Origin of the sequence: Pseudomonas crudilactis, assembly GCF_013433315.1 — a bacterium.
Taxonomy (GTDB): Bacteria; Pseudomonadota; Gammaproteobacteria; order Pseudomonadales; family Pseudomonadaceae; genus Aquipseudomonas; species Aquipseudomonas crudilactis.
The window spans coordinates 46,483-70,453 of sequence record NZ_WXVV01000011.1 but is presented as its reverse complement, the minus strand read 5'-3'; the positions used below and the strand labels follow the sequence as shown (position 1 = coordinate 70,453).

The 23,971-nt window shown below is 60.4% G+C and carries 19 protein-coding genes; 9 read left to right on the top strand and 10 right to left on the bottom strand.

Annotated features, from left to right (window positions below; genetic code table 11):
* The first annotated feature begins 124 nt into the window (after positions 1 to 124).
* On the top strand, positions 125 to 1,438 hold the full coding sequence (locus GTU76_RS13945; RefSeq protein WP_180698849.1) for a leucine-rich repeat-containing protein kinase family protein: 1,314 nt from the start codon (positions 125 to 127) through the stop codon (positions 1,436 to 1,438).
* 112 nt (positions 1,439 to 1,550) lie between these two features.
* Here GTU76_RS13945 and GTU76_RS13940 read toward each other — a convergent pair whose 3' ends face one another.
* Entirely contained in the window at positions 1,551 to 2,255 is a 705-nt protein-coding gene (locus GTU76_RS13940; protein WP_016983911.1) for a YebC/PmpR family DNA-binding transcriptional regulator, read from the bottom strand.
* Between the two features lie 219 nt (positions 2,256 to 2,474).
* On the opposite strand from GTU76_RS13940, the gene GTU76_RS13935 reads away from it, so the two are divergent.
* Complete coding sequence (locus tag GTU76_RS13935) at positions 2,475 to 3,872, top strand: type VI secretion system Vgr family protein (protein ID WP_180698848.1); 1,398 nt, start codon at positions 2,475 to 2,477, stop codon at positions 3,870 to 3,872.
* Between the two features lie 47 nt (positions 3,873 to 3,919).
* Here GTU76_RS13935 and GTU76_RS13930 read toward each other — a convergent pair whose 3' ends face one another.
* Both GTU76_RS13930 and GTU76_RS13925 read right to left on the bottom strand, forming a co-directional pair.
* Positions 3,920 to 5,311, bottom strand: a complete 1,392-nt coding sequence (locus tag GTU76_RS13930; protein WP_180698847.1) for an FAD-dependent oxidoreductase — start codon at positions 5,309 to 5,311, stop codon at positions 3,920 to 3,922.
* A gap of 71 nt (positions 5,312 to 5,382) precedes the next feature.
* The gene (locus GTU76_RS13925) at positions 5,383 to 6,708 is read right to left on the bottom strand and encodes an MFS transporter (RefSeq protein ID WP_180698846.1); all 1,326 of its coding nucleotides are present in this window, start codon (positions 6,706 to 6,708) and stop codon (positions 5,383 to 5,385) included.
* Between the two features lie 281 nt (positions 6,709 to 6,989).
* On the opposite strand from GTU76_RS13925, the gene GTU76_RS13920 reads away from it, so the two are divergent.
* Complete coding sequence (locus tag GTU76_RS13920) at positions 6,990 to 7,862, top strand: LysR family transcriptional regulator (RefSeq protein WP_016983907.1); 873 nt, start codon at positions 6,990 to 6,992, stop codon at positions 7,860 to 7,862.
* Positions 7,863 to 7,959: 97 nt separating this feature from the next.
* Here the strand turns inward: GTU76_RS13920 and GTU76_RS13915 are convergent, their stop codons facing one another.
* Positions 7,960 to 8,820 (bottom strand): LysR substrate-binding domain-containing protein, encoded by an 861-nt coding sequence (locus GTU76_RS13915; protein WP_016983906.1) that lies wholly within the window; start codon positions 8,818 to 8,820, stop codon positions 7,960 to 7,962.
* 112 nt (positions 8,821 to 8,932) lie between these two features.
* Here GTU76_RS13915 and GTU76_RS13910 point away from each other — a divergent pair, with 112 nt between their 5' ends.
* The 3 genes from GTU76_RS13910 to GTU76_RS13900 all read left to right on the top strand — a co-directional run bounded on the left by GTU76_RS13910 (position 8,933) and on the right by GTU76_RS13900 (position 11,752).
* Entirely contained in the window at positions 8,933 to 10,042 is a 1,110-nt protein-coding gene (locus GTU76_RS13910) for a 2-aminoethylphosphonate--pyruvate transaminase (RefSeq protein ID WP_016983905.1), read from the top strand.
* Positions 10,043 to 10,186: 144 nt separating this feature from the next.
* Positions 10,187 to 11,014: a phosphonoacetaldehyde hydrolase gene (phnX, locus tag GTU76_RS13905; RefSeq protein WP_016983904.1), complete on the top strand. Its 828-nt coding sequence runs from the start codon at positions 10,187 to 10,189 to the stop codon at positions 11,012 to 11,014.
* A gap of 189 nt (positions 11,015 to 11,203) precedes the next feature.
* Entirely contained in the window at positions 11,204 to 11,752 is a 549-nt protein-coding gene (locus GTU76_RS13900) for a cytochrome b (RefSeq protein WP_016983903.1), read from the top strand.
* Between the two features lie 3 nt (positions 11,753 to 11,755).
* Here the strand turns inward: GTU76_RS13900 and GTU76_RS13895 are convergent, their stop codons facing one another.
* Together GTU76_RS13895 and GTU76_RS13890 are read right to left on the bottom strand one after the other, a co-directional pair.
* Complete coding sequence (locus GTU76_RS13895; protein ID WP_180698845.1) at positions 11,756 to 12,682, bottom strand: 1-aminocyclopropane-1-carboxylate deaminase/D-cysteine desulfhydrase; 927 nt, start codon at positions 12,680 to 12,682, stop codon at positions 11,756 to 11,758.
* Positions 12,683 to 12,881: 199 nt separating this feature from the next.
* Positions 12,882 to 14,921, bottom strand: coding sequence for an NADPH-dependent 2,4-dienoyl-CoA reductase (locus GTU76_RS13890; protein WP_016983901.1), 2,040 nt, complete (start codon positions 14,919 to 14,921; stop codon positions 12,882 to 12,884).
* Between the two features lie 208 nt (positions 14,922 to 15,129).
* Here GTU76_RS13890 and GTU76_RS13885 point away from each other — a divergent pair, with 208 nt between their 5' ends.
* Together GTU76_RS13885 and GTU76_RS13880 are read left to right on the top strand one after the other, a co-directional pair.
* Positions 15,130 to 16,260, top strand: a complete 1,131-nt coding sequence (locus GTU76_RS13885) for a nitrilase-related carbon-nitrogen hydrolase (protein ID WP_026000510.1) — start codon at positions 15,130 to 15,132, stop codon at positions 16,258 to 16,260.
* A 3-nt stretch (positions 16,261 to 16,263) separates the two neighbouring features.
* Positions 16,264 to 17,304 carry an AraC family transcriptional regulator gene (locus tag GTU76_RS13880; RefSeq protein ID WP_180698844.1) on the top strand — a complete coding sequence of 347 codons (1,041 nt, stop codon included), beginning with the start codon at positions 16,264 to 16,266 and terminating at the stop codon, positions 17,302 to 17,304.
* 386 nt (positions 17,305 to 17,690) lie between these two features.
* Here GTU76_RS13880 and GTU76_RS13875 read toward each other — a convergent pair whose 3' ends face one another.
* Both GTU76_RS13875 and GTU76_RS13870 read right to left on the bottom strand, forming a co-directional pair.
* Positions 17,691 to 18,545 carry a DUF2242 domain-containing protein gene (locus tag GTU76_RS13875; RefSeq protein WP_016983898.1) on the bottom strand — a complete coding sequence of 285 codons (855 nt, stop codon included), beginning with the start codon at positions 18,543 to 18,545 and terminating at the stop codon, positions 17,691 to 17,693.
* A gap of 92 nt (positions 18,546 to 18,637) precedes the next feature.
* Positions 18,638 to 19,537 (bottom strand): LysR family transcriptional regulator, encoded by a 900-nt coding sequence (locus GTU76_RS13870; protein WP_180698843.1) that lies wholly within the window; start codon positions 19,535 to 19,537, stop codon positions 18,638 to 18,640.
* Between the two features lie 118 nt (positions 19,538 to 19,655).
* Here GTU76_RS13870 and GTU76_RS13865 point away from each other — a divergent pair, with 118 nt between their 5' ends.
* Entirely contained in the window at positions 19,656 to 20,861 is a 1,206-nt protein-coding gene (locus GTU76_RS13865; protein WP_180698842.1) for an MFS transporter, read from the top strand.
* Positions 20,862 to 21,490: 629 nt separating this feature from the next.
* Here the strand turns inward: GTU76_RS13865 and GTU76_RS13860 are convergent.
* Positions 21,491 to 23,362, bottom strand: coding sequence for a SurA N-terminal domain-containing protein (locus GTU76_RS13860; protein ID WP_180698841.1), 1,872 nt, complete (start codon positions 23,360 to 23,362; stop codon positions 21,491 to 21,493).
* 228 nt (positions 23,363 to 23,590) lie between these two features.
* Positions 23,591 to 23,863, bottom strand: a complete 273-nt coding sequence (locus GTU76_RS13855; RefSeq protein WP_003183171.1) for an HU family DNA-binding protein — start codon at positions 23,861 to 23,863, stop codon at positions 23,591 to 23,593.
* Between the last annotated feature and the right edge of the window lie 108 nt (positions 23,864 to 23,971).

The following is a 23,971-nucleotide window of genomic DNA, read 5'->3' as shown; positions in this document are numbered from 1 at the left end:
CGCTCCCACCAAAGGCATCTGAAGTTTCGCCACCTATCCAATTCAAACCCGGGCTTTGCCGTTATCATGTCGCCCATTCTCAGCGCCCCTGCGTCGCTCCACTGATCAATAGCGAACACCAAACATGCACACCCTTGCTCAATTGCGCGCCGGCGAGTTGTCGGGCATCACCCGGCTGGATCTGTCGTGCGGACTGACCGAGTTCCCGCGCGAGATTTTCGATCTGGCCGATACCCTGGAAATCCTCAACCTCAGCGGCAACCAATTGAGCAGCCTGCCGGATGACTTGCACCGTCTGACACGCCTGCGCGTGCTGTTCTGCTCCGACAACCCGTTCACCGAACTGCCGGCCTGCCTCGGTCAGTGCGCGGCCCTGACGATGGTCGGCTTCAGAGCCAATCGCATCGTCAACGTACCCGGCAGCGCTCTGCCACCAGCGTTGCGCTGGCTGATCCTGACCGACAACTGCATCGAGAACCTGCCGAGCGAACTCGGTGAGCGCCCTGCTCTGCAAAAACTCATGCTGTCCGGCAACCGTCTGCAAACGCTGCCGCCCTCCCTGAGCAACTGCCATCGACTGGAGCTGCTGCGCATCTCTGCCAACCGCCTGAGCGAACTGCCGCAATGGCTGCTCAACCTGCCGAGCCTGACCTGGCTGGCCTACGCCGGTAACCCGCTGGAGACCGAGGCGGACGCCGCCGCGCTGGAAGCGACAGCACAAATCTCCTGGTCGGCGCTGAGTCTGGAACAGCGTTTGGGCGAAGGTGCCTCGGGGGTGATTTCCCGGGCGAGCTGGCAGCGCGACGATGGCTCAGTGACGCCGGTCGCGGTGAAACTGTACAAAGGTGAAATGACCAGCGACGGCTCGCCGCTGCATGAAATGAACGCCTGCATCAGCGCAGGTCTGCATCCCAATCTGATCCGTATCGAAGGGCGCATCAGTGGCCATCCCGACGGCCAGCAAGGCTTGGTGATGCAGTTGATCGATCCGTCGTTCGGCAACCTCGCCGGTCTGCCGAGCCTGGCGTCTTGCTCACGAGATGTTTACGCCGATGATTGCCGGTTCAGTGCCGAGGTCGCGCTGAACATCGCCAAAGGCATCGCCTCGGCAGCCGAGCATCTGCATCAGCAAGGCATCACCCACGGCGATCTCTACGGGCACAACATTCTGTTGAATGAGCGCGGCGATTGCCTGCTCGGGGATTTTGGTGGGGCGTCGTTCCACGCCATTGCCGATACAGCGGAAACGCGCGCGTTGCAACGCATCGAAGTGCGTGCGTTCGGGGTTTTGCTGGGGGAATTGCTGGCGCGCATCGACTCGGGCTTGGGTGATGAGCGGCGTGCGGTGCTTGAAGAGCTGGAGCGGCGTTGCTGTCAGGCGGATGTGCTGGCGCGACCGGGGTTTGCTGAGGTCATGCGGCAGCTTGAGAATCTGTGACCGCTGCGCGGTCGATCGCTAGCAGGCTAGCTCCTACGGGGGATTTGTGAACGCCACAGATCCAGTGTGGGAGCTAGCCTGCCAGCGATGAGGCCATCACTGACGAAGCCTATCAGCCCGCCAGGCCGACAAACATATCCTGCACGTCATCATGGTTGTCGAGGCCCTCGAGGAACGCTTCGACTTCAGCCATCTGCTCGTCGCTCAAACCGCTGACCGGGTTCTTCGGCTGGTAGCCGAGTTTCGCCGACAGCACGGTGAAGCCTTGCTCTGGCAGCGCCTTCTGCACCGAGTCCAGATCAGTAGGATCGGTCAAAAACAGCGTCGCACCGTCTTCGCCCGGCTCGAAATCCTGAGCACCGGCTTCGATGGCGGCCATTTCCGGATCGGCGTCCGGAGTGTCCGGCGAGGCTTCGATCATGCCGACATGGTTGAAATCCCAGGCCACGGAGCCGGAAGCCCCCAGTTGGCCTTTACGGAACGCCACGCGGATTTCCGCGACAGTGCGGTTGATGTTGTCGGTCACGCACTCGACGATCAGCGGCACCTGGTGCGGGGCGAACCCTTCGTAGGTCACGCGATGGTACTGCACGGTTTCACCGAGCAGACCGGCGCCTTTCTTGATCGCGCGATCGAGGGTTTCTTTTGGCATCGAGGCTTTCTTGGCCTGTTCGACCACCAGACGCAGGTGTGCGTTGGTAGCGGTATCGGCACCGTTGCGGGCAGCGATGGTGATTTCCTTCACCAGTTTGCCGAAGATCTTGCCCTTGGCGTTGGATGCCGCTTCTTTGTGTTTAACCTTCCACTGTGCGCCCATTACTCACTCTCTTGATCTGTGGCGCCGAGACATCTATTGGCCGACGCATGGCGCCAAGTTTATACGGCCTAAAGTCGGCAATCGACCAAAAAAACAATGTGGAATCGACATCTTCACCAGACCTTGTAGGGCGATTCTGAAAACACCCTTTGACATGACCTTTCGGCGCTGGGGTTTCGTACCCTCTTAAACCCGTATTGCCTGACAGAGCCTGTTCGAATGCTCAATGACAAGGAAAGTCCGTTTACCCTGACCCTGACCAATAGCGGTTTATGCCTGCCGGTGTTGCGCTTTCGCGGCGAGGAAGCGCTCAACCAGCCCTACCGATTCGACATCGAACTTATCGGTCTGGCCCCCGCCGTGGCGCCGGGTACGCTATTGCAGCAACCGGTATTTCTGCGCCTGGACGACCATCACGGGATTCACGGGATTATCCACAGCGCCAGTTGTGAACATTGCGGTACCCATCGCATCGGCTATCGCCTGATGATAGTGCCGTCGCTGCTGCGGTTGGCGCAGCCGAGCAGACGTCGGGTGTTCGTGCAACAGAGCGTGCCGCAGATTCTCCTGCAGTTGCTCGCGGAAAATGCTCTGCCCGCCGAGGGCTACCGGATTGAAATGACCGTGGGTTGCTATCCGGTGCGGCCGTTCTGCATCCAGTTCGAGGAAAGCGATCTGGCACTGCTGCACAGGCTCTGCGAGGAAGAAGGTATCCACTATCACTTCGAACACCGCGCGGACGGTCACGTCGTCGTTTTCGCCGATGACAGCCTGAGTTTGCCGCAAGAACCGGCCCTGGTGCCGTTCATGGATGATCAGCAAGCGCGCTCACCCTGCGTCAGTGCGCTATTCCAGCATCACCATGCCGCCCCCATGACGACACTGCCCGCGGTACGCAATCGGGGGCAGCGGGCCATCGACGAGGATGCTGCCAATCAAAGCCGATCAATGGCCCGGCCGCCTGTGCTTTCTCTGGAACAACGCCACAGCGAACAGCGCAGTCGGCGGCACCTGGAGCGACAACGCTGCCACCTTCGTTCGGTCAATGGTCGCAGCGACTGTATCGGGTTGCTTAGCGGACATTTGCTGCAAGTCAGCGAACATCCGATCAACAGCTTTAACGAACAATGGCGGATCACTGCCATTAGCCATCAGGGTCAACACCCCTCGATTCTTGACCCGACGCCGACGGTACACCGCTATCACAACGATTTCACTGCCCAACCGTGGTCGACAGACTTTCGCCCGCCGCTTAAACAACAGCGCCCGAGCATCGCCGGGTATCACTTGGCGAACGTACTTGGTATCGAGGGGCAACCGGCAAGACTCGACGACCAGGGTCGCGTCGCCGTCAGACTGTGGCCAGCGGATTCAGCACCCGATGCCGATGCCCATGCGATATGGCTGCCCATCGCCATGACGGGGGCCAACGGGCGAATCGTCCCTGAGGAGTTACCCTGTGTCGGCAGCGAAGTGTGGGTGAGCTTTCTCGACAGCGATCCGGATCGGCCCATTCTGTGCCTGGGCAACTCACGCAAGCCCCCGCCTCGCGAGTCACCGCCCGCCCGCGACAGCAGTTTATTGCTCGACTGGCTGCTCAATAGCGACGCCCATTAGCCTCAGTTTGCAGGAGCCGCCGCAGCGCCTGCATGTGCAGCAGTGCTTTAACCTTTGTCAGCCTTGCCGGCCGCTGCGGCGAATTTCGCCAGACGCACATCCAGATGCCGAGGTCGCCGCCCGTGATCCTCGGCGCGCTCCTTGCGGCGGATAGCGTTGCGCACCATCAACGAGCCGAGGTAACGGATCGGCTCCGGCGGAAAATAGCCCAGCGGCCCGTTGACCAGCGGCGAGCGCGTCCACAGGTTGTCCAGCCCCTGCACCAGCGAAGCAAGAATCTGCCCGCCCATGTGACACGGGCCGACGCCGCTGCCCGAATAACCGAAACCGTAAAACACATTGCCCGCGCTGCTCATCTGGCCGAAGAACGGTAGCCCGGTGACCGAGCGATCCGACGGGCCGTTCCAGGTGGCATCGACTTTCACATCGGCAAACGCCGGGAAGAAGTCCGCGAGACTGTTTTTCAGCAGGCCGGCATACGGCGACGGTTGATCGAACACCGGCAGCATGCGCCCACCAAACGCGAAGGTGTTGCCGCCCTTGCCAAGCATGATCCGACCGTCCGGGGTGTTGTGGTAGTAGTGCACGAAAATCCGCGAATCGAGCACGGTAACGCCGCTGGTCAAACCGATTTCCTGCAACAACTCCGGACGCGGTTCGGTAATCAGCATGTCGCTGGAGACAATTGCCACGCTGCGTTGGAACTGTGGGAAGGCACGGGCCATCCACGCATTCATCGCCAGCACCACGCGATCGGCGATCACCGTGCCATGCGGCGTCTGCAAGCGTGCCGGGCGCCCTTCTTCCAGTCCGGTCATCGCGGTGCTTTCGTGGATTTTCACGCCCAGTTGCAACGCCACCCGACGCAAGCCACGCACCAGTTTGCCCGGTTGCACGCTGGCCGCTGCCGGCGAGAACCAGCCTTCCAGATGTTTGCTCGAACCGGCCATGCGCTGCACATCAGCGAGCGGACGCTGGGAGAACGAGTTGATGCCATTGCGCTCCAGCGCGGCGATCACCGCGTCGGTCGAACCGACCTGCGCGCGGTTGGTCGCGGTGTACAGCGTGCCGTCGAGACGGTAATCGGCATCGACGCCGTACTGCTCACAGAACTCGCCGATCGCATGAATGCTGCGTTCCGACTCCTTGACCAAGCGCACCGCTTCTTCGACGCCAAACAAGCGCTCAAGGGTGAAATATTTTGCCGACCACGACAGCGCACAACCGCCGTTGCGCCCGCTCGCGCCAGCGCCGCAGATGTCCGCTTCGATCAGCAACACATCGAGCTCGGGGTTCTGTTGCTTGAGCATGATTGCCGTCCACAACCCGGTGTAGCCGCCGCCAACGATGCACACATCAGTGCGGACTTCACCCTGCAACGGCGGGCAGATTTCAGAGGTGTCGGCCTGCAAGGCTTGCTCCAGCCAAAACGGTCTCATGTTTTTCTCCAGTCGGTTGGCCGCGCCACAGCCTGCCGCGAACGCCGCAGCAGGCCGCGAGGCAAAGGGTTTCAGGAACGCAGGGGTTTGATCGTCAGCGGGCAATTGGGGATCGAGGCACGCGGTTCCATGACACCAACCGGGCGGCTGTTCCAGTGCGGAATCAGCACCAGCGCCGAGAACAGCGCGCAACCGGCGAAGACGATGAACACCGTCACCGAATCGAAGTAACCCGGCAGCAAACCACCGAGTACCGCCCCCACCGAGCCGCAGCCGTTGACGAAACCGGCAGCGGTGGCGCCGGCCTTGGCTTTGCCGAAATCGATCGCAGCGGCACCGCTGATCATTGAATCCGGGCCATACAGGGTCAGGCCCATGACGAACAGCAGCGCAACCACCAGCAAGACACTGCCGGTGTGCAACGCGGCCATGAACAGCGCCAGCGTCACAGTGAGCAAGAACAGACTGATCACGCACGCTGGCATGCGCCGGGCACCGAACAGTTTGTCCGAGGCCAGCCCGATCAGAATCGGCCCGAGCAATCCGGCCAGCTCGAACGAAGTGGGAATGATCGCCGCGCCGACCTTGCCGACACTGGGCATCTGTTCAAAGACAATCACCGGGCCCCACAACAGAATCGCGTAACGCGCCGGTTTCAACATGAAATACGCCAGGCCCAGCACCAGCACCGTGCGGTTACGCAGGATTTCTTTCAGAGGCTCCCAAACGCTGAGTTTGCTGTTGGCTTCGGTTTCTTCCGCCGTCAATACAGGTTCCGGCTCAACCGCCGGCAAACCGACGTCTTCCGGTTTGTTGCGCTGGAAGATAAAGAACAACACCGCCACCACGGCAACCACCACCGCGCTGGAAATGAACGCCGCGTGCCAGGTACCCATCAAGGTATAGGCCCACCAACCGGCGAACGGCGACGCCACCAGACCACCAAATGCGTAGCAGGAACTCCATAACCCGAGCACCCGTCCACGTTGTTGCGAAGGGAAAAAACTGCCGAGGTTTTTGCACAGCCCCGACCATCCGGTGGACTGCGCCAGGCCCTGAATCAACATGCAGGTGGCGAAGATCGGTAACGTGGCGTAACTGCCCATCACCAGCGCCGCTGCCGCGGAAATCAGCAAACCACCGAGCACCACGACCCGAGGACCAAAGCGGTCGGCGAGCATGCCCCAGGTGAACTGGCCGAGGGCATAAGCCGCCAGATAAATCGCATCGAGGTTGGCCATGGCCATCTTGTCGAGCATGAAGGTCGGGTCTTCGGCAATGCCGAGTTTGGCCACCGAAAACGCTTTGCGGGTGAAGTAGAACGCGGCGTACGCCAGCCAGGTAATCGCGAAAATCTGCATGCGCCAACGCGCAATGGTGCCGATGTGCTTGTTCATTGTGGTTCTGACCTCAGGGTGTGAGTGTGCCGGCAGAATCGTTAAGAAAAACGCCTGTGTTTTTATTGTTGAGCACTGCGATATCACCCCGTCCCTACGGCGATATCGGTCAGATGAGTCCTGCTGTTGCACGCACAGGCTCATGGCCACCGTGCTGCCCGAGCGGGCAGTCAGCGATGGCGTGAGTCGATCAAAGCAATTACTGTTTAATAAATAAAATCGATTTATCGTATTTCACACATAAGCTCAGCTTGTTACTGACTTAACTATCAGGTGACTGCATGTCGGTGTCCCACGCCCAACTCAAAGCCTTCCACGCCGTGGCCGTGCATGGAAGCTTCACCAAAGCCGCCGAGCGCCTTTTTCTCACGCAACCGGCGATTTCCGACCAGGTGCGCAAACTCGAAGAACGCTTCGGTGTTTTGCTGTTTCACCGCAATAAACGTTCCGTGCGCCTGACCGATCTCGGCGAACGCTTGTTGGCGATCACCCAGCGCCTGTTCGTGATTGAAGCGGAAGCGCAGGAACTGCTGCAGGAATCCCAGGCTTTGCAGACCGGCAGCCTGATTCTGGCAGTGGATGCGCCGGTGCACGTGCTGCCGCAAATCGCGCGGTTCTGCGAGCGCTATCCCGGGATCAGCGTGAAGATCGAAACCGGCAATACCGATGAATCGCTGTTTCGCCTGTTCAACTATCAGGCCGATCTGGCGCTGCTCGGGCGAGATGTCAGCGATGAACGCTTGCTGTGCGTTCCTTTGCGTAACGATCCGATGGTGGCGTTTGTTTCGCGCAATCATCCGTGGGCCGAGCGCGAATCGATTTACCTGGAAGACTTGGATGACACGCCGCTGGTGCTGCGTGAACACGGATCGGTGACGCGGCAGACACTGGAAGAGGAAATGGCCCGGGCCGGTTTTCGCATTCGCCCGGCGATTCAGGTGGAAGGCCGGGAAGCGGCGCGTGAGGCGGTGGTGGTCGGGATTGGTGTCGGCGTGGTCTCGGCAGCAGAGTTTGGCGCGGACTCGCGGGTGTGTGCGTTGCCGATTATCGATTGCACGCGACGGCTGACGGAGACGCTGGTGTGTTTGCGTGAGCAAAGCAATCGACGGGTGGTGGCGACCTTTCTCGATATGGTTCGCCAGAGTCTTGTGTGAACCGTGAGGGCCCCTTCGCGAGCAAGCTCGCTCCCACATTTGGAATGCATATTCCCTGTGGGAGCGAGCTTGCTCGCGAAGGGAGTGCCATGGTGTATCAGGCGGGTGCCAGGCCAAAGAACGCCTGAATCAGGCGCAACTCCCGACGCCGCTCCATGCAACCGATCATGTGCCGGTTCATCAGCCCGTCCCCGACAATCGGAATCGCCATCACTCGCGGATCATGGCTGACCTCCACCGACGACACCACGCCAACGCCCAACTCAGCGGCGACGGCTTCAGTCACCGCCTCACGGCTATCAAGTTCCAGCAACACACGCGGATGGATCGACGCCTGCGCACACGCCTGATCAAACGTACGCCGGGTGATCGAACTCGGCTCGCGCAGCACCATGATCACCTGATCCAGTTCCTTGAGTTTCACCTCCCCGGCGCGCATCGCCCACGGGTGCCCCGCCGGCACCAATGCGCAAATTCTTGATTCGCTCAACGCTTGCAGATGCAGGCCCTTGCGCGGCTCGACTTCGGTCAATACCGCCACATCGGCGTGTTCCGACAACAACGCCGCGAGGGTTTCCTGGGCGTTGCCCAAGCGCAGATTGACGGTGATGCCCGGATAGCGTGCACGCAGGCTGGCCAACATCGGCATGACCATGTGCGGCCCGTCCGCCGCCACTTCCAGCCGCCCGGTCAACAACTGCCGGTTGGCCTCGAGCATCGTCTGCGCCTCTTCCGCGAGGCCAAACATCGCGCGGGTGATCGCCGCGAGTTTGGTGCCCTCCTCGGTCAGTTCCACCCGTCGCGCGGTGCGCCGCAACAGGGTGATCTGATAGTGCTCTTCCAGCGCCTTGATGTGCCCGGTGACCGCCGGCTGACTGATGAACAAGCGCGCGGCGGCGCGGGTGAAGCTGCCTTCGCGGGCCACGGCGTCGAAGGCGCGGAGCTGAAACAGGTTCATGAATAAATCTCACTGATGGCTGGCATAACAACAAACAATTTGATTGATGCAACGGCGAATTGCAACGTATGCCCCGTAGCTTCATCCCACAGCGCAATCCGAGGACACACGAATGAGTATCGCCGAACCCATCCTGCTCACTCCCGGCCCGTTGACCACTTCGGCCCGCACCCGCCAGGCGATGATGGTCGACTGGGGGTCATGGGATGACCGCTTCAATCAACTGACCGCCAGCCTTTGCGAACAATTGCTGGCGATCCTCAACGGCGCCGCCACTCACCACTGCGTGCCATTGCAGGGCAGCGGCACCTTCGCCGTTGAAGCGGCGATCGGCACCTTGGTGCCACGTGACGGTAAAGTGCTGGTGCTGATCAACGGCGCCTACGGCAAGCGTCTGGCGAAGATCTGCGAAGTGCTTGGCCGCTCGTTCAGCACTTTTGAAACCGCTGAAGATGAACCGACTACAGCCGCTGACGTCGATCGTCTGCTGCGCGCCGACAGCGACATCACCCACGTTGCGCTGATCCATTGCGAAACCAGCACCGGCATTCTCAACCCGCTGGCGGAGATCGCTCAGGTCGTTGAGCAACACGGCAAACGTCTGATCATCGACGCCATGAGTTCCTTCGGTGCCTTGCCAGTAGATGCGCAGCAAGTGCCGTTCGACGCACTGATCGCCGCCTCCGGCAAATGCCTGGAAGGCGTGCCGGGGATGGGGTTTGTCTTCGCTCGCAAGGAATCACTGGCCGCTGCCGCCGGTAATTCGCATTCACTGGCGATGGACCTGTACGACCAGCACGCCTACATGATCAAGACCGGGCAATGGCGCTTCACTCCGCCGACCCACGTGGTCGCGGCGCTGCACGAAGCGCTGCTGCAATACAACGAAGAAGGTGGCCTGCCGGCACGGCATGCGCGTTACGCCGCCAACTGTCAGGCACTGATGGAAGAGATGGGCAAACTCGGTTTGCGCAGCTTTCTGCCGGCGGCGATTCAGGCGCCGATCATTGCCACATTCCATGCCCCGCAAGATCCGCGTTATCAGTTCAAGGATTTCTACGAACGGGTCAAGGCCAAGGGTTACATCCTCTATCCGGGCAAATTGACTCAGGTCGAGACCTTCCGTGTCGGCTGCATCGGCCACGTCAGCCCGGACGAAATGCGCGAAGCCGTCGCGGCGGTCGGTGAGGTCTTGCGCGAGATGGAAGTGTTAGAGATCTAAAACCCACCCTTAATCCCCTGTGGGAGCGAGCTTGCTCGCGAATGCGGTCGCACATTCAACATAGATATCGACTGATCCGACGCCTTCGCGAGCAAGCTCGCTCCCACATTTGAATTGCATTGCCAACTCAGGAATTTGATAAACATGAACTACGTCAATCCAAACAAGCTGCAAGCCGCGATCCTCGACTGGGCCGGTACCGTGGTCGATTTTGGCTCTTTCGCGCCAACACAGATTTTCGTCGAAGCCTTCGCCGAATTCGACGTGCAGGTCTCCATCGAAGAAGCCCGTGGCCCGATGGGCATGGGCAAGTGGGACCACATCCGCACCCTCTGCGATCAGCCGCAAGTGGCCGAGCGTTATCGCAAGGCGTTCGGCCGCACGCCGACCGACGACGACGTCACCGCCATCTACAAGCGCTTCATGCCGCTGCAGATCGAGAAGATCGCCGAGCACTCGGCGCTGATTCCCGGCGCCTTGGAAACCATCGCCAACCTGCGCCAGCAAGGGATCAAGATCGGTTCCTGCTCCGGCTACCCGAAGCAAGTGATGGACAAGGTCGTCGAACTGGCCGCCACCAACGGCTACGTCGCTGACCATGTGGTCGCCACCGACGAAGTGCCGAATGGCCGCCCATGGCCGGCTCAGGCGCTGGCCAACGTGATCGCGCTGGGCATTGACGATGTCGGGGCGTGCGTGAAGATCGATGACACCGTGCCGGGCATTCTCGAAGGCCGCCGCGCCGGGATGTGGACGGTCGCGCTGATCTGCTCGGGCAATGCGCTGGGTCTGGATTACGCCGGTTTCCGCGCTTTGGGCAGCGATGAGCTGGCCAGCGAACGCAAGCGCATTCACGCGCTGTTCGAAGGCTCGCGCCCGCACTACATGATCGACACCATCACTGATCTGCCGGAAGTGATCGCCGACATCAACAAGCGCCTGGCCAACGGTGAGATGCCGCAATCGAGCTGATCCCTGCCGCTTGCTGCCAATAAAAACGCCAGCGTCTGCACGACGCTGGCGTTTTTTATTGGCAAAGCCCTGATTCAGGGCATTGAAAGTCCGATCAGCCTCAGGCAAATCCGCCAAAGCGGATTACAGTTAAAGCATGCCGTCGCACAAGAACGGCCGTTTTGACCCTGATCTGTGAGGAAACACCGTATGCCGTGGACAAGTTCCGAATCCCGTTACAGCACCGTATCGGTCCTGTTGCACTGGCTGATGCTGGTCCTGTTGGTGCTGGTCTACGCCAGCATGGAGTTGCGCGGGCTATTCCCCAAAGGCAGTGGCGGGCGCACGCTGATCCGCGAAGTGCACTACATGCTCGGCCTGACCGTGTTTGTGCTGGTGTGGTTTCGCCTGCTCGCGCGCAGCATTGGCCCGGCGCCGAAAATCTTCCCCGCCTCACCGCAATGGCAAACCGTACTGGCGCGGCTGATGCACTGGGCGCTGTACCTGTTCATGATCAGCATGCCGATTCTCGGCTGGATGATTACCAGCGCCGAAGGGCATCAGGTGATGTTCTATGGTTTTGATCTGCCGCTGCTGGTCGCGGAGAACAAGGATTTCGCCAAGCAGGTCGAGCACTGGCATGTGCTCATTGCCACGATCGGCTACTGGCTGATCGGCCTGCATGCGCTGGCGGGGATCTATCACCATTATGTGGTGCGCGATAACACGCTGCTGCGGATGATGCCCAAGCGCGGTTGACCGTCAGGGGCTGGCGATAAAACCGCGTCGCCCCTGCAAGCCACCGGTATGAATGAAGATCAGCCGCATGCCGGTTGTGAACTTGCCTGCCTCGACCTTCTGCTTGAGCGCCAGCAATGCTTTGCCGGTGTACAGCGGCTCCAGAGGAATGCCGCTGGTCTGCTCGGTTTGTTCGATGAACGCAAGCAACGCCGGATCAACCTTGGCAAAACCCCCACGGCTGGCGTCGATCAGTTCATAGCCGGCAGTGGCCAGTCCGGCTGACTGCATAATCGACTCGACCTGCGGCTGCACGCCGTGATCTTCAGGGACAGCCAGCGCACCATAGACCGGGTGCACACCCGCCTCGGCGAGAACCAGCCCGGCGAGTGTCGTCCCGGTGCCGCAAGCCAGCCACCAAGCGTGATAGTCGCGCCAGCCCAGGGTGCGCAATTGCGCCTGCGCCTGTTCTTTGATGGCCGCGCAACCGAGCGCACCCATTAAACCGCCGCCGCCCTCAGGCACTGCATGCAGTTGCGGATACCGCTCGCGCCAAGGCGCCCAGAATCCTGGCTCATTGCGCGCGCGATAACCGCCGTAACCCAACCAGTGCAACTGCATGCCGAACGCCAGCAAATCCTGCACCGTCGCCGTCTCCTGCGCATGCCCGCGCAACAGTCCCACGGTGTTGAAGCCCAGCCGTTTCCCTGCTGCCGCCAACGCGTGCAGATGATTAGAGTGAGCCCCACCGAGACTGATGATGCCTTCGGCACCTGCGCGGTCTGCCGCATTGAGGTGTTCGATGAGTTTGAACCATTTGTTGCCGCTAATCAGCGGGTCGATCTGGTCGAGGCGCAGGATGGCGACTTCAATGCCGGCGGCTGCGAGCCAGTCCAGATGAAGGGGTTGTAGCGGGGCTTGGGGTAGCCAATCGGAGGTAGGCAAAAGCATGGGCGGCGATTCGATCTGGACAGAGCCGGCATTCTAGTCGCTCACAAGCCGCCATCGCGAGCAGGCTCACAAGGTTCACGATGTGCACAAATCCTGTGGGAGCGAGCTTGCTCGCGAAAGCGGAGTGTCAGTCATATATGTCGACTGACACGATGCCTTCGCGAGCAAGCTTTCGCTCCCACAGGTTCAGCGGTGGAGCTTAAAGTTCAGCAGCGAGGCGCGAACCTTGGTTGATGGCGCGCTTGGCATCCAGCTCGGCCGCGACATCGGCACCACCGATCAGGTGCACGTTCTGCCCCGCTTCCACCAGACCGTCATGCAATTCACGCAGCGGATCCTGCCCCGCACAAATCACAATGTTGTCCACCGCCAGCAGTTGCGGCTCGCCGGTTTCGCCAATACGAATGTGCAGGCCCTGATCGTCGATGCTCAAGTATTCAACGCTGTTGAGCATCTGCACCTGCTTGTTCTTCAGACCGGTCCGGTGAATCCAGCCAGTGGTTTTACCCAGACCATCGCCGACCTTGGTTTTCTTGCGCTGCAACAGGAACACTTCACGCGCCGGCGCGTGCGGTGCGGCTTTGATTCCGGCCACGCCACCACGGGCTTCAAGTTGCGTATCGATGCCCCACTCTTTCCAGAACGCGGCACGATCCTGACTGGTCGCGACGCCTTGGTGAACGAGGAATTCCGAGACGTCAAAACCGATGCCACCGGCGCCGATCACCGCCACGCGTTTGCCAACCGGTTTGCGCTCGAGGATCACGTCCAGATAGCTCAGCACCTTGGCGTTGTCGACGCCCGGAATCGCCGGCACCCGGGGCGCAATACCGGTGGCGAGGATGATTTCGTCGTAACCGCCTTCAACCAGTTTCGCCACGTCGACGCGGGTGTTCAGGCACACCTCGACGTGAGTGGTTTGCAGCTTGCGCTTGAAGTAACGCAGGGTTTCGAAGAACTCTTCCTTGCCCGGCACGCGCTTGGCAATGTTGAACTGGCCGCCGATTTCGCTGGCCGAATCGAACAAAGTCACCTGATGGCCACGCTCGGCGGCCACGGTCGCGGCGGACAACCCGGCAGGACCGGCGCCGACCACAGCGATTTTCTTGATCTGCTGCACCGGCAGATAATTGAGTTCGGTTTCGTGGCAGGCACGCGGGTTAACCAGACAACTGGTGAGCTTGCCGCCGAACGTGTGGTCGAGGCACGCCTGGTTGCAACCGATGCAGGTGTTGATTTCGTCAGCGCGGCCTTCAGCGGCCTTGATGACGAAGTCCGGGTCGGCGAGGAACGGCCGCGCCATCGAGACCATGTCGGCATCGCCTTCAGCCAGAATCTGCTCGGCGATTTCCGGGGTGTTGATGCGGTTGGTGGTGATCAACGGGATCTTCACCGAGCCACGCAACTTGGCCGTGACCTTGCTGAATGCGGCACGCGGCACTTTGGTGGCGATGGTCGGAATCCGCGCTTCGTGCCAGCCGATACCGGTGTTGATGATGGTAGCACCGGCCTGCTCGATGGCTTTGGCCAGGGTAACGATCTCGTCCCAGGTGCTGCCGCCCTCGACCAGATCAAGCATCGACAGACGGAAAATGATGATGAACTTCGGGCCCACGGCTTCGCGTACGCGGCGAACGATTTCTACCGGCAGGCGCATGCGGTTTTCGTAACTGCCGCCCCAACGGTCGGTGCGGTGGTTGGTGTGCGCAGCGAGGAACTGGTTAATGAAATAACCTTCCGAGCCCATGATTTCGACGCCGTCGTATTCGGCGGTTTGCGCCAGTACCGAACAGGTGACGAAATCGCTGATCTGCTTCTCGATGCCTTCTTCGTCCAGCTCTTTGGGCTTGAACGGGTTGATCGGCGCCTGAATCGCGCTCGGCGCGACCTGCTTCGGGCTGTAGGCGTAGCGGCCGGCGTGGAGGATCTGCATGCAGATCTTGCCGCCCGCCTCGTGCACCGCGCGGGTGACGATGCGGTGCTTGAGCGCTTCTTCTTCGGTGGTCAGCTTGGCCGCGCCGGAGTACACGCCGCCCTCGTCGTTCGGGCCAATGCCGCCGGTGACCATCAGGCCGACACCGCCGCGCGCACGCTCAGCGAAGTACGCCGCCATGCGCTCGAATCCACCCGGTTTTTCTTCCAGGCCCGTGTGCATCGAGCCCATCAGGGTGCGGTTGCGCAGCGTGGTGAATCCCAGGTCCAGCGGGGCCAACAGGTGCGGGTAATGAGCGGCGGTCATCGGTAACTCCACAACGAGCAATCACGGAAAAGTTGCGGGGGCTCTGCGGCTCCCGTCAGTCATGTTCGACAGACTAAGAGTCGCATCGCTGTCACTCAATGACCGTAACTGACAACTTATTGATCCAAATGCGCAGCGCCCCTTGGCAATCAAGCGTATGAGCCCTACCCTAGTCGCCATACCCTGCACCCGGTAGTTGTTGGTTTACATGCGCAAACTTTTGTACCTGTTCTTTTCCATGGCCCTCGTCGCCGCTCTGACCACCTACGCCATGTGGGCGGCGGATCGGCCGACGGGACATTACTTGTCGGACCTGCGTATCAAGCTGGCAGTCGACCAGGGCACGCCCGCCGACCGTGGCAATCTGCTGGGTATCCAGCCCGAATTGTTTCCCACCGACTACCAAAGCCCCGAGCGCCTGCATCGCAAACTGGCGGCCTACCTGCAGCAAGCGCAGGATCAAGGCTTGTTGAACGACAAAACCGTGGTGGTGTTGCCGGAGAATGTCGGCACCTGGCTGCTGCTCAGCGGCGAGAAAGACGAGTTGTATCAGGCCCCGACCCTCGCCGAAGCAATGAACTGGCTGGCGGCGAGCAATCCGTTATTGTTCGCCCGCGCCTGGCTCAGCGCCAACGGCAAAGACCGTCTCAACGATGCCTACCTGCGTATGAAATCCAAAGCCATGGCCAAGGATTATCAGGCGCTGTTCGGTGGTCTGGCCAAGGAGTTTCATGTGACGCTGGTGGCCGGCTCGATCGTGCTGCCAGAACCGAGCATCCGCGACGGCCAGCTCAAATCCGGCAGCGGCGCGTTGTTCAACAGCAGCGTGGTGTTCAGTCGTGATGGCGTGCCGCTTGGCCAGCCGCAACGGCAGATGCACCCGGTGTTCGATCAGCGAGAAGTGATCGAAGGCGCAGACAAACACTTGCTCAATGTCGTCGATACTCCGGCCGGACGCCTCGGTGTGCTGATTGGCAGCGACAGCTGGTACCCGGATAACTACCGCAAACTCGACGAGCAACGCGCGCAATTGGTAGCGGTGCCCGCGCAAGTTCTCGGTCATCGTGCCTGGAACCTGCCTTGGCGCGGCTACAAGAGTTCCAACACCCCAAGCTCGGTCAGCCTCAAACCCGGCGAACTCACCGAAGGTCAGGCCTGGCATCGCCTGACCCTTACTGCACAACCGCCAAGCAGTCGAGCGATTGCCGGCATGAGCGTTTTCCTGCGCGGGCAGTTCTGGGACAAGGCGAGTTCCGGTCAGAGTTTCCTCAGCAGCAACGGTCAGCAGTTTGCCGACGGCGAGGCCCGTGGCGCGCGCTTGCTGAACATCTGGTTGTAAGCCATGAAGCCGCTACCGATGCGTCTTGGGGATCTGTCGGTGGGCTTTGTTCACAGCCTCGCCGATGCCGTGCGCAGTCATGCAGCGGATCCACTGCCGTTGCTGGAGCAATATGGCCTAGACCCCGCGCGACTGGCCGAGGCCGGGGCGCGCTTGTCGATTCCGCGCTATATGCGCCTGGGCCACGCAGCGATTCAGTTGACCGGCGATTCGGCGTTGGGTCTGCGCATGGGTCAGCTCAGTCGCCTGAGCCAGGCTGGGCTGGCCGGTGTCACTGCCGCACAAGCGCCGACCGTCCGTGAGGCCGCGCGCTGCCTGATCCGTTTCGAGGCGTTGTACGGTTCCAACTATCGCGGCCAGTCCAGCCTCCACGAAGATGCCCATGGCGCGTGGCTGCGTTTCTATTCGATCAGCCCGTACAACGCCTATAACCGATTTGTGGTGGACTCGATCATCGCCGGGTGGCTGCATCAGCTCTCCAGCGTCAGCCGCGAACCGCTGCGCGCTGAACGCATCGACATCGAATTCGAAGCGCCGGATTACCGCGATGCCTATAGCATGTTGGGCGATTGCCCAATCCAGTTCGGTGCAGAGCGCAATCAATTGCGCCTGAGCCTCGACAGCCTCGCACAGCGTAATCCCGAGCATTGCCCGAGTACCTGGCGGCATCTGCTGCAACTGTGTGAACGTGAACTGGAGCAGTTGACCCGCACCCGCAGCCTGCGTGAACGCATCACTCAGCTGTTGGGGCCGTTGCTCAATGGTGGCCGGGAACCCGACCTGGAAGAAGTGGCGGCACGCCTGAAGCTGCCGACCTGGACCTTGCGGCGCAAATTGGCCGAGGAAGGTACGCAGTTTCGCGCGATCCTCAACGATACGCGCCGGGATCTGGCGATGACGTACATCCGCGATACTGAACTGGCCTTCGGCGAAATCGCCTACTTGCTGGGTTTTGCTTCAGCCGAAGCGTTCCAGCGAGCCTTTAAACGCTGGAGCGGTCAGACGCCCGGCGAATTCCGTCGCAGCCATCGTAAATCCGCCTGACCCTTACAGCTCGGTGGCGTCTTCGGCGGGTTCCAGAGGATCCAGTTCAAAGGCCTGGTATTCGAGCAGCTCTTCTTGATAGTCATCCATCGCGTAATCCCCCTGCTGCTCTTTTGAATGGGCCTGAGCAAATGCCCAGTGCCTCGAGCTTAACGTGCTCGTGTGAAGGAAAAGTGAAACCCGGCCTTCATGAATAAAACGTAGCAGACGGTCAGGAATTTATCGCGGGACTTTTGTCCGGGGAATGTAACGAAATTCAAGGCAACCCAAAAACCCCTGTGGGAGCGAGCCTGCTCGCGAAGGCGGCCAGTCAGTCACATGCGTGCTGAATGTTCCGACGCTTTCGCGAGCAAGCTCGCTCCCACAGGGTGTGCGGTGAGGCTTGATTATTGACCGGAGGCGGGCATCGCCGGAATCGGCTCGGATGGCGGCGGGATGTCCGGGTTGGCCGGTGGCGTGATGGTTTCGGTCGCCGGTGCAGGTTCTGCGCTGGGCGCCGGGGTGATCGGCGCGGCCTCTGCCGGTGGAGCGACCGGTTCCGACGTCACTGGCGCGGTCTCGGCAGGTGCTGGCGCTGGTTCTGCAGCCGGGGCCGGCGTTGCGGCAGGTTCGGCCGCCGGAGTCGGCGTTGGCGCCAGCGCTGCCGGCGCAGCCTTCACCTCAGGCACACCCAGGTCAGCTTTCGGTTTCTCTTCGATATGCGCGGCTTTCTTCGCATCTGCCGGCAGGAACTGCTCGACCAGGGTAAAGAAACGCTCGTAGAACTTCTGCGCGGTCACCGTCTCGCTGGCCACCTTGACCATCGAATCGTCGGACGAGCCGATCGGCATCGACACCGAACCCAGCACACCCACGCCGAGACTGGCCGAGTTGTTGGTCTTCTTCAGTGCGTAACGATCCTGCAAGGCATTGGCGAACATCGTCGCATGGTGCCCGGCGCTGCCGTCATCGGCGCAGACCACGTTGAAGCTGATCTCCATGTGGGTGTCGCCGGTTTGCTGGAAACTCTTGTGGCCGCTGACCAGTTTCGGGTCGCTGCTGGTAATGATGTAGCCCTGGCTGAGCAACGCACGGCGAGCCGCTTCGCAACTGACCGAGTCGGTGACCGGGTAATTGCGCGAAAACGTACCGGAGTCATCGAAGTTCTCATGCTCATACATCGGCTTGTCTTTCGAACAGCCGGCAACAGCGGTCAACAACAGCGCCAACCCGACTACACGCATGGGAGTGGAAATCAACATTGAACATCCTGAGAGAAAACAGTCCGGGGCGTATTGTGCAACAGATCGCTGCCCCGCTGCGCATGGATTAGTGTCTTAAAGCAGTTACAACTCTATCGACCCTCGGTTGCGGGAAAAAGTCGCAACGCCAAGTGATCAATGAACACGCGCAATTTTGCCGTGGCGTGACGACTCGATGGCCATAGGACCCAGAACTGCCCGGTGTGTTCAAGATGCGCATCGAGCACACGACGCAAGCGCCCTTGCGCCTCAGCCTCGCGGGTCATGAAGTCCGGCAGACAGGCAATGCCCATACCGGCCAGCGCCGCGTGGCTTACCGCCTCAATCGACGTACTGACCAACCGCGTCGGCAACGTCGGCTCTGCGGTACCCTCCGCGCGATTCAGCGGCCAGGTTTCCAGTTTGCCGGTGGCATGAAATGTATGCCGAAGGCACGCGTGATCCGCCAGATCGGCGGGCGCCTGCGGCACACCGCGTTGCGCCAGATAAGTCGGACTGGCCACCAGCACCATGTGAAACTCGCCCAACGCTCGCGCCATCAGTCGCGAATCCCGCGGTTTACCGGTACGGATCACGGCGTCGAAGCCTTCTTCAACCACATCGACCATGCGATCGGTCAAATCCAGATCCAGCTCGATCTGCGGGTACAACGCCATGAATTCGGTCATGACCGGCATCACCAGACCATGCACCTGCGGCAGGCTGATGCGCAACTTGCCATGGGGTTTCGCAGCCGCATCGCATAACTCGAACTCCGCCGCCTCGACCTCGGCGAGAATCCTGCGACAGCGCTCCAGAAACAGCGCCCCTTCACTGGTCAGCGTGACGCTGCGCGTGGTGCGTTGAAACAGCCGCACGCCAAGTCGCGCCTCGAGCCGCGCAATACTTTTGCCCACCGCCGACGATGACACCCCTTGCAGTCGGCCAGCCTCAGTGAAACTGCGCGTCTCGGCGACCTGAACAAACACCGAAATACTGCCCAGGCTATCCATACCACCCTCCCATTGCCAACATCCGTGTCCGATATGTTCGGAACCTTAACCCGTTTTTCGCCGATGTGCAGCGCCATACCCTGTGCTCCTCGTCAACGTTGCACATGGATGCCGGCTCATGAATGACACACAACTCAGTTGCCCCACAGTTGAACACCCCGTCTCTCAACGCGGACGATTACCCCTCGGTGCGCTGCTGGCACTAGCCACCGCCGGGTTCATAACGGTCATGACCGAAGCCATGCCAGCCGGCCTGTTACCGCAGATGAGCAGCGGCCTGGACGTTTCCCAGGCGCTGATTGGGCAATTGGTGACGCTGTACGCGCTCGGTTCGATCCTGGCAGCAATCCCGCTGACGATCGCCACCCGTGGCTGGCGAAGAAAACCGCTGCTGCTGGCCGCCATCGCAGGCTTCGCCATCGCCAACAGCCTCACCGCCCTGTCGCAATGGTACTGGCTGACGCTGATTGCACGGTTTATTGCCGGCATATTTGCCGGGCTGCTGTGGGCGCTGCTGGCAGGTTACGCAAGCCGCATGGTCGCTCCGCACTTGCAAGGCCGCGCCATAACGGTAGCGATGCTCGGCGCGCCACTGGCGCTGTCGCTGGGAATTCCCGCAGGTACTCTGCTCGGCACCCTGGTCGGCTGGCGCCTGAGCTTCGCCATCATGACCGGACTGACCGTTGCGCTGGTGATCTGGGTGCACTGGCAAGTCCCGGACTTCGCCGGCGAACGCGTGGGAAACCGCATGCCGCTGCGTCAGGTATTCACCTTGCCGGGCGTGCGATCGGTATTGTTAGTCACCCTCACCTACGTCGTCGCGCACAATTTGTTGTACACCTACATCGCGCCTTTCCTGCAACCCTCCGGACTCGATGCCAGTGTCGACCGCGTGCTACTGGTATTCGGCCTCGCTTCAGTGCTGAGCCTGTGGATCGTCGGCAGCCTGATTGACCGCTGGCTGCGCGAACTGGTGTTGATCAGCGCCGGGCTGTTCCTGCTCTCGGCGATAGCACTGGGCCTGTGGCGCGACTCGCCCAACGTCATTTACATCGCGACTGCCGTCTGGGGCCTGGCGTTCGGCGCCATGCCATCGTTGCTGCAAACCGCCTCGGCGAAAGCTGCGAAAGAGGCTGCCGATACGGCGCAATCGATGTTGGTTACGCTGTGGAATGTCGGAATTGCTGGCGGGGGGTTGGTGGGTGGTTTGTTGCTGGGCAATCCCGGGGTTGGGGCGTTTCCGTGGATTGTTGCAGGATTGTTGGTGTTGACCCTGTCAGTAACTATCAAAGCTCTGGAACATGGTTTTCCAAGAGCCGAATGAGACCGAATGCGCTGTTGAGTTGAAGCCATACGGCTGGAAAACGGTCGGCTGGAAGGCCGTCTTCGCGAGCAGGCTCGCTCCCACAATTGGATTGAGTAAATCCGCAAGAAACAGGTCGGCTGGCAGGCCGCCTTCGCGAGCAAGCTCGCTCCCACAGTTTTAATCTGTGTACCGCCCACGCGGCAAAGCCGCCCCACTCAACAGGATGAGCGTTAGCTCGGCTGCAGCTCTTGATCTTGATCTGAAAGCCCGTCGGCAGGCTGAGTGGAGGGATTGATCCGGGGGTGGGAGCGCAGCGACCGTTCGACGAAGTCGAACACATCGAGAGGAGGTGCAGCGAAGCAAACCGTAGGCGATGCCCCCGGATCAATCCCGGAGCGAAGGAACCCCGAGCCCCAGCGAGCGGGCCGAACGTCAGGGCAAAGCCTTTTGGGTTACCTTTTCGGCGTTTGGAAAAGGTGACTCGCTGTAAGAGCGAAACCGCCAGCGGCCGCACCCAAAGCAACGGATATTCACCCAAAACCCCAAAAACATGGTCGGCCCAAAGGCCGCCACGACCCAACGCCCAAAAAAAAGCCCCGACCTATACAGGCCGGGGCTTTCACATCACATCACAGCTCAATCAGACATCAAAACCGCTTGATCTCAGCCTGAGCTTCCAACTGCTTGCGGTACGCCGCGAAGTCCTGCTGCCCCTCACGCGAAGCAAGGAAACGACGGTACTGAACCTTCTCTTCATCCGTCGGCGCAGCCGCTTCGTTAACGCCATTCAGACGCACGATCATCAGACTGCCATCCGCCAACGTCACGCTGGTGAACGTCGGCTTGTCCTTGGCAGCCGGTTTCGGCATACGGAACAACGCTTGCAGCACCGCCGGATCAACCCCTTCCTGACCACGAGTGGCCGCTTCGGTGGCTTTCCAGTTCTGACCATCAACTGCCTTGTCCAACGGTGCCTTGCCATCGCGCAGATCCGCAATCAGCCTCTCGGCCTTGGTCTTGGCAGCAGCGCTGGCGTGCTCTTTGGTCAGCTGAGTGCGGATGGCCGCATTCACGCTTTCCAGCGGCAGTTGCGCAGGCTTCAGGTGCTCCTTGGAACGCAGCACGATCACGGTTTCCGGATCCAGCTCGATGGCGGTGCTGTTGGCACCTTCGTCGATCACTTCAGTGCTGAACGCAGCGGTGACCACAGCACGGTTGGCTGCAACACCTTCGCCACCTTCACGGCCGAACGGCTTGGAGGTGTGCACGGTCAGCTTCAGATCCGCCGCTGGCTGAGCCAGGTCAGACGCTTCGAACGCGGAGTCTTCCAGTTGCTTGGTCGCCTCGACGAAACGCTGCTCGACCTGCGCGGCTTTGAGCTCGCGGGTCAGCTTGTCTTTCAGGCTGGCCAGAGTTGGCACTTCCGGCGCTTCCACACCCAACAGCTTGATCAGGTGGTAACCGAAGTCAGTACGAATCGGCTCCGACACCTGGTCTTTCGACAGAGAGTACAAGGCTTTTTCGAACGCCGGATCGTAAACGCCAGGACCGGCGTAACCGAGATCACCGCCATTGTTGGCAGAACCCGGATCCTGCGAGAACTCTTTGGCCAGCGCTTCGAACTTCTCGCCCTTGGCCAGACGCGCCTGGACTTCGTCAATCTTCGCCTTGGCCTGAGCCTCGGTGGTCTTGTCGTTCACTTCGATCAGAATGTGCGCGGCACGACGCTGTTCCGACAGGTTGGCGATCTCTTTCTGATACGCCGCCTGCAGGTCTTCGTCCTTGACGGCAACCTGATCAAAGAACGAGGACTTCTTCAGCTCAACGTAATCGATGATCACTTGATCAGGAGTCATGAACTCCTTGGCGTGTTCGTCGTAGTAGGCCTTGACCTCGTCGTCGGTCAGTTTGACCGCCGCCGGATCAGCCTTGACGTTAAGGGTGGCGAAATCGCGGGTCTGTTTTTCCAGACGGGCGAATGCCAGCACTTCAGCGTCGGTAACAAAACCACTGCCCGCCACACCGGCGCGCAGTTGGCCGATCAGCATTTCCTGAGCCAGCATCTGGCGGAATTGCATGCGGCTGTAACCCAGTTGACGGATCACCTGGTCGAAGCGCTCGGAGCTGAACTTGCCGTCCACCTGGAATTCAGGTGTCTGCAGGATCACTTGGTCCAGGGCGCCTTCGGAGAAAGCGAATTTCGCTTGTTCGGCGCCTTGCAGCAACAGCTTGCGATCGATCAGACCCTTGAGGGCCGATTCACGCAGCATTTTTTCGTCGAGCAAGGAAGCATCGAAGTCTTTGCCCAACTGTTGCATCAGCTGACGGCGTTGCATGTCAACGGCCTGGCTCAGTTCGTTCTGGCTGATTTCTTCACCGTTGACCTTGGCCGCCTCATTCTTGTGAGTCGTGGCCTGGAAAATGGCGTCGAAACCGGTCAGAGCCATCAGTGCAACGATGACCCCGATAATGGTCTTGGCAATCCAGCCTTGTGAATTGTCCCTGATATTCTGCAGCATGCGTCCCCCAGAAACGGTTGAACTTCAAAATTAGGCAACCGTGGAGCGTGGGTAGAATCCGGATAGAAGAAAGGCGCATCCGAGGATGCGCCTTCTCGTAACTGGCGGAGCGGACAGGGCTCGAACCCTCGATCCCGGCGTTACAGGCCACTGTTTCAGCGACCTGCTCTACCGCTCCGCTGCCAAGTCAGGCATGACCCCGACCCGGATGGGTAAAAACCTGAAAACTTAGTTAACAGCTTCTTTCAGTGCTTTACCGGCTTTGAAACCTGGCTTCTTGGCAGCCGGGATTTCCAGAGTCTTGCCGGTTTGAGGGTTACGACCGGTACGAGCCGGACGGTCCGTCACGGAGAAAGTACCGAAACCAACCAGAACAACGGAGTCGCCAGCCTTCAGAGCGCCAGTGACGGATTCGATTACAGCGTCCAGCGCACGGCCAGCAGCAGCTTTCGGGATATCAGCGGATGCAGCGATAGCATCAATCAGTTCCGACTTGTTCACTCTAAGTCCCCTTATATCTATTTTGAGATGATTCTAAGTTTTTTGGTGAAAGCAAAAACGAGTGCTGAATGGCCTACAGACACTTAAGAGCCGCTTTATAACAAGGGC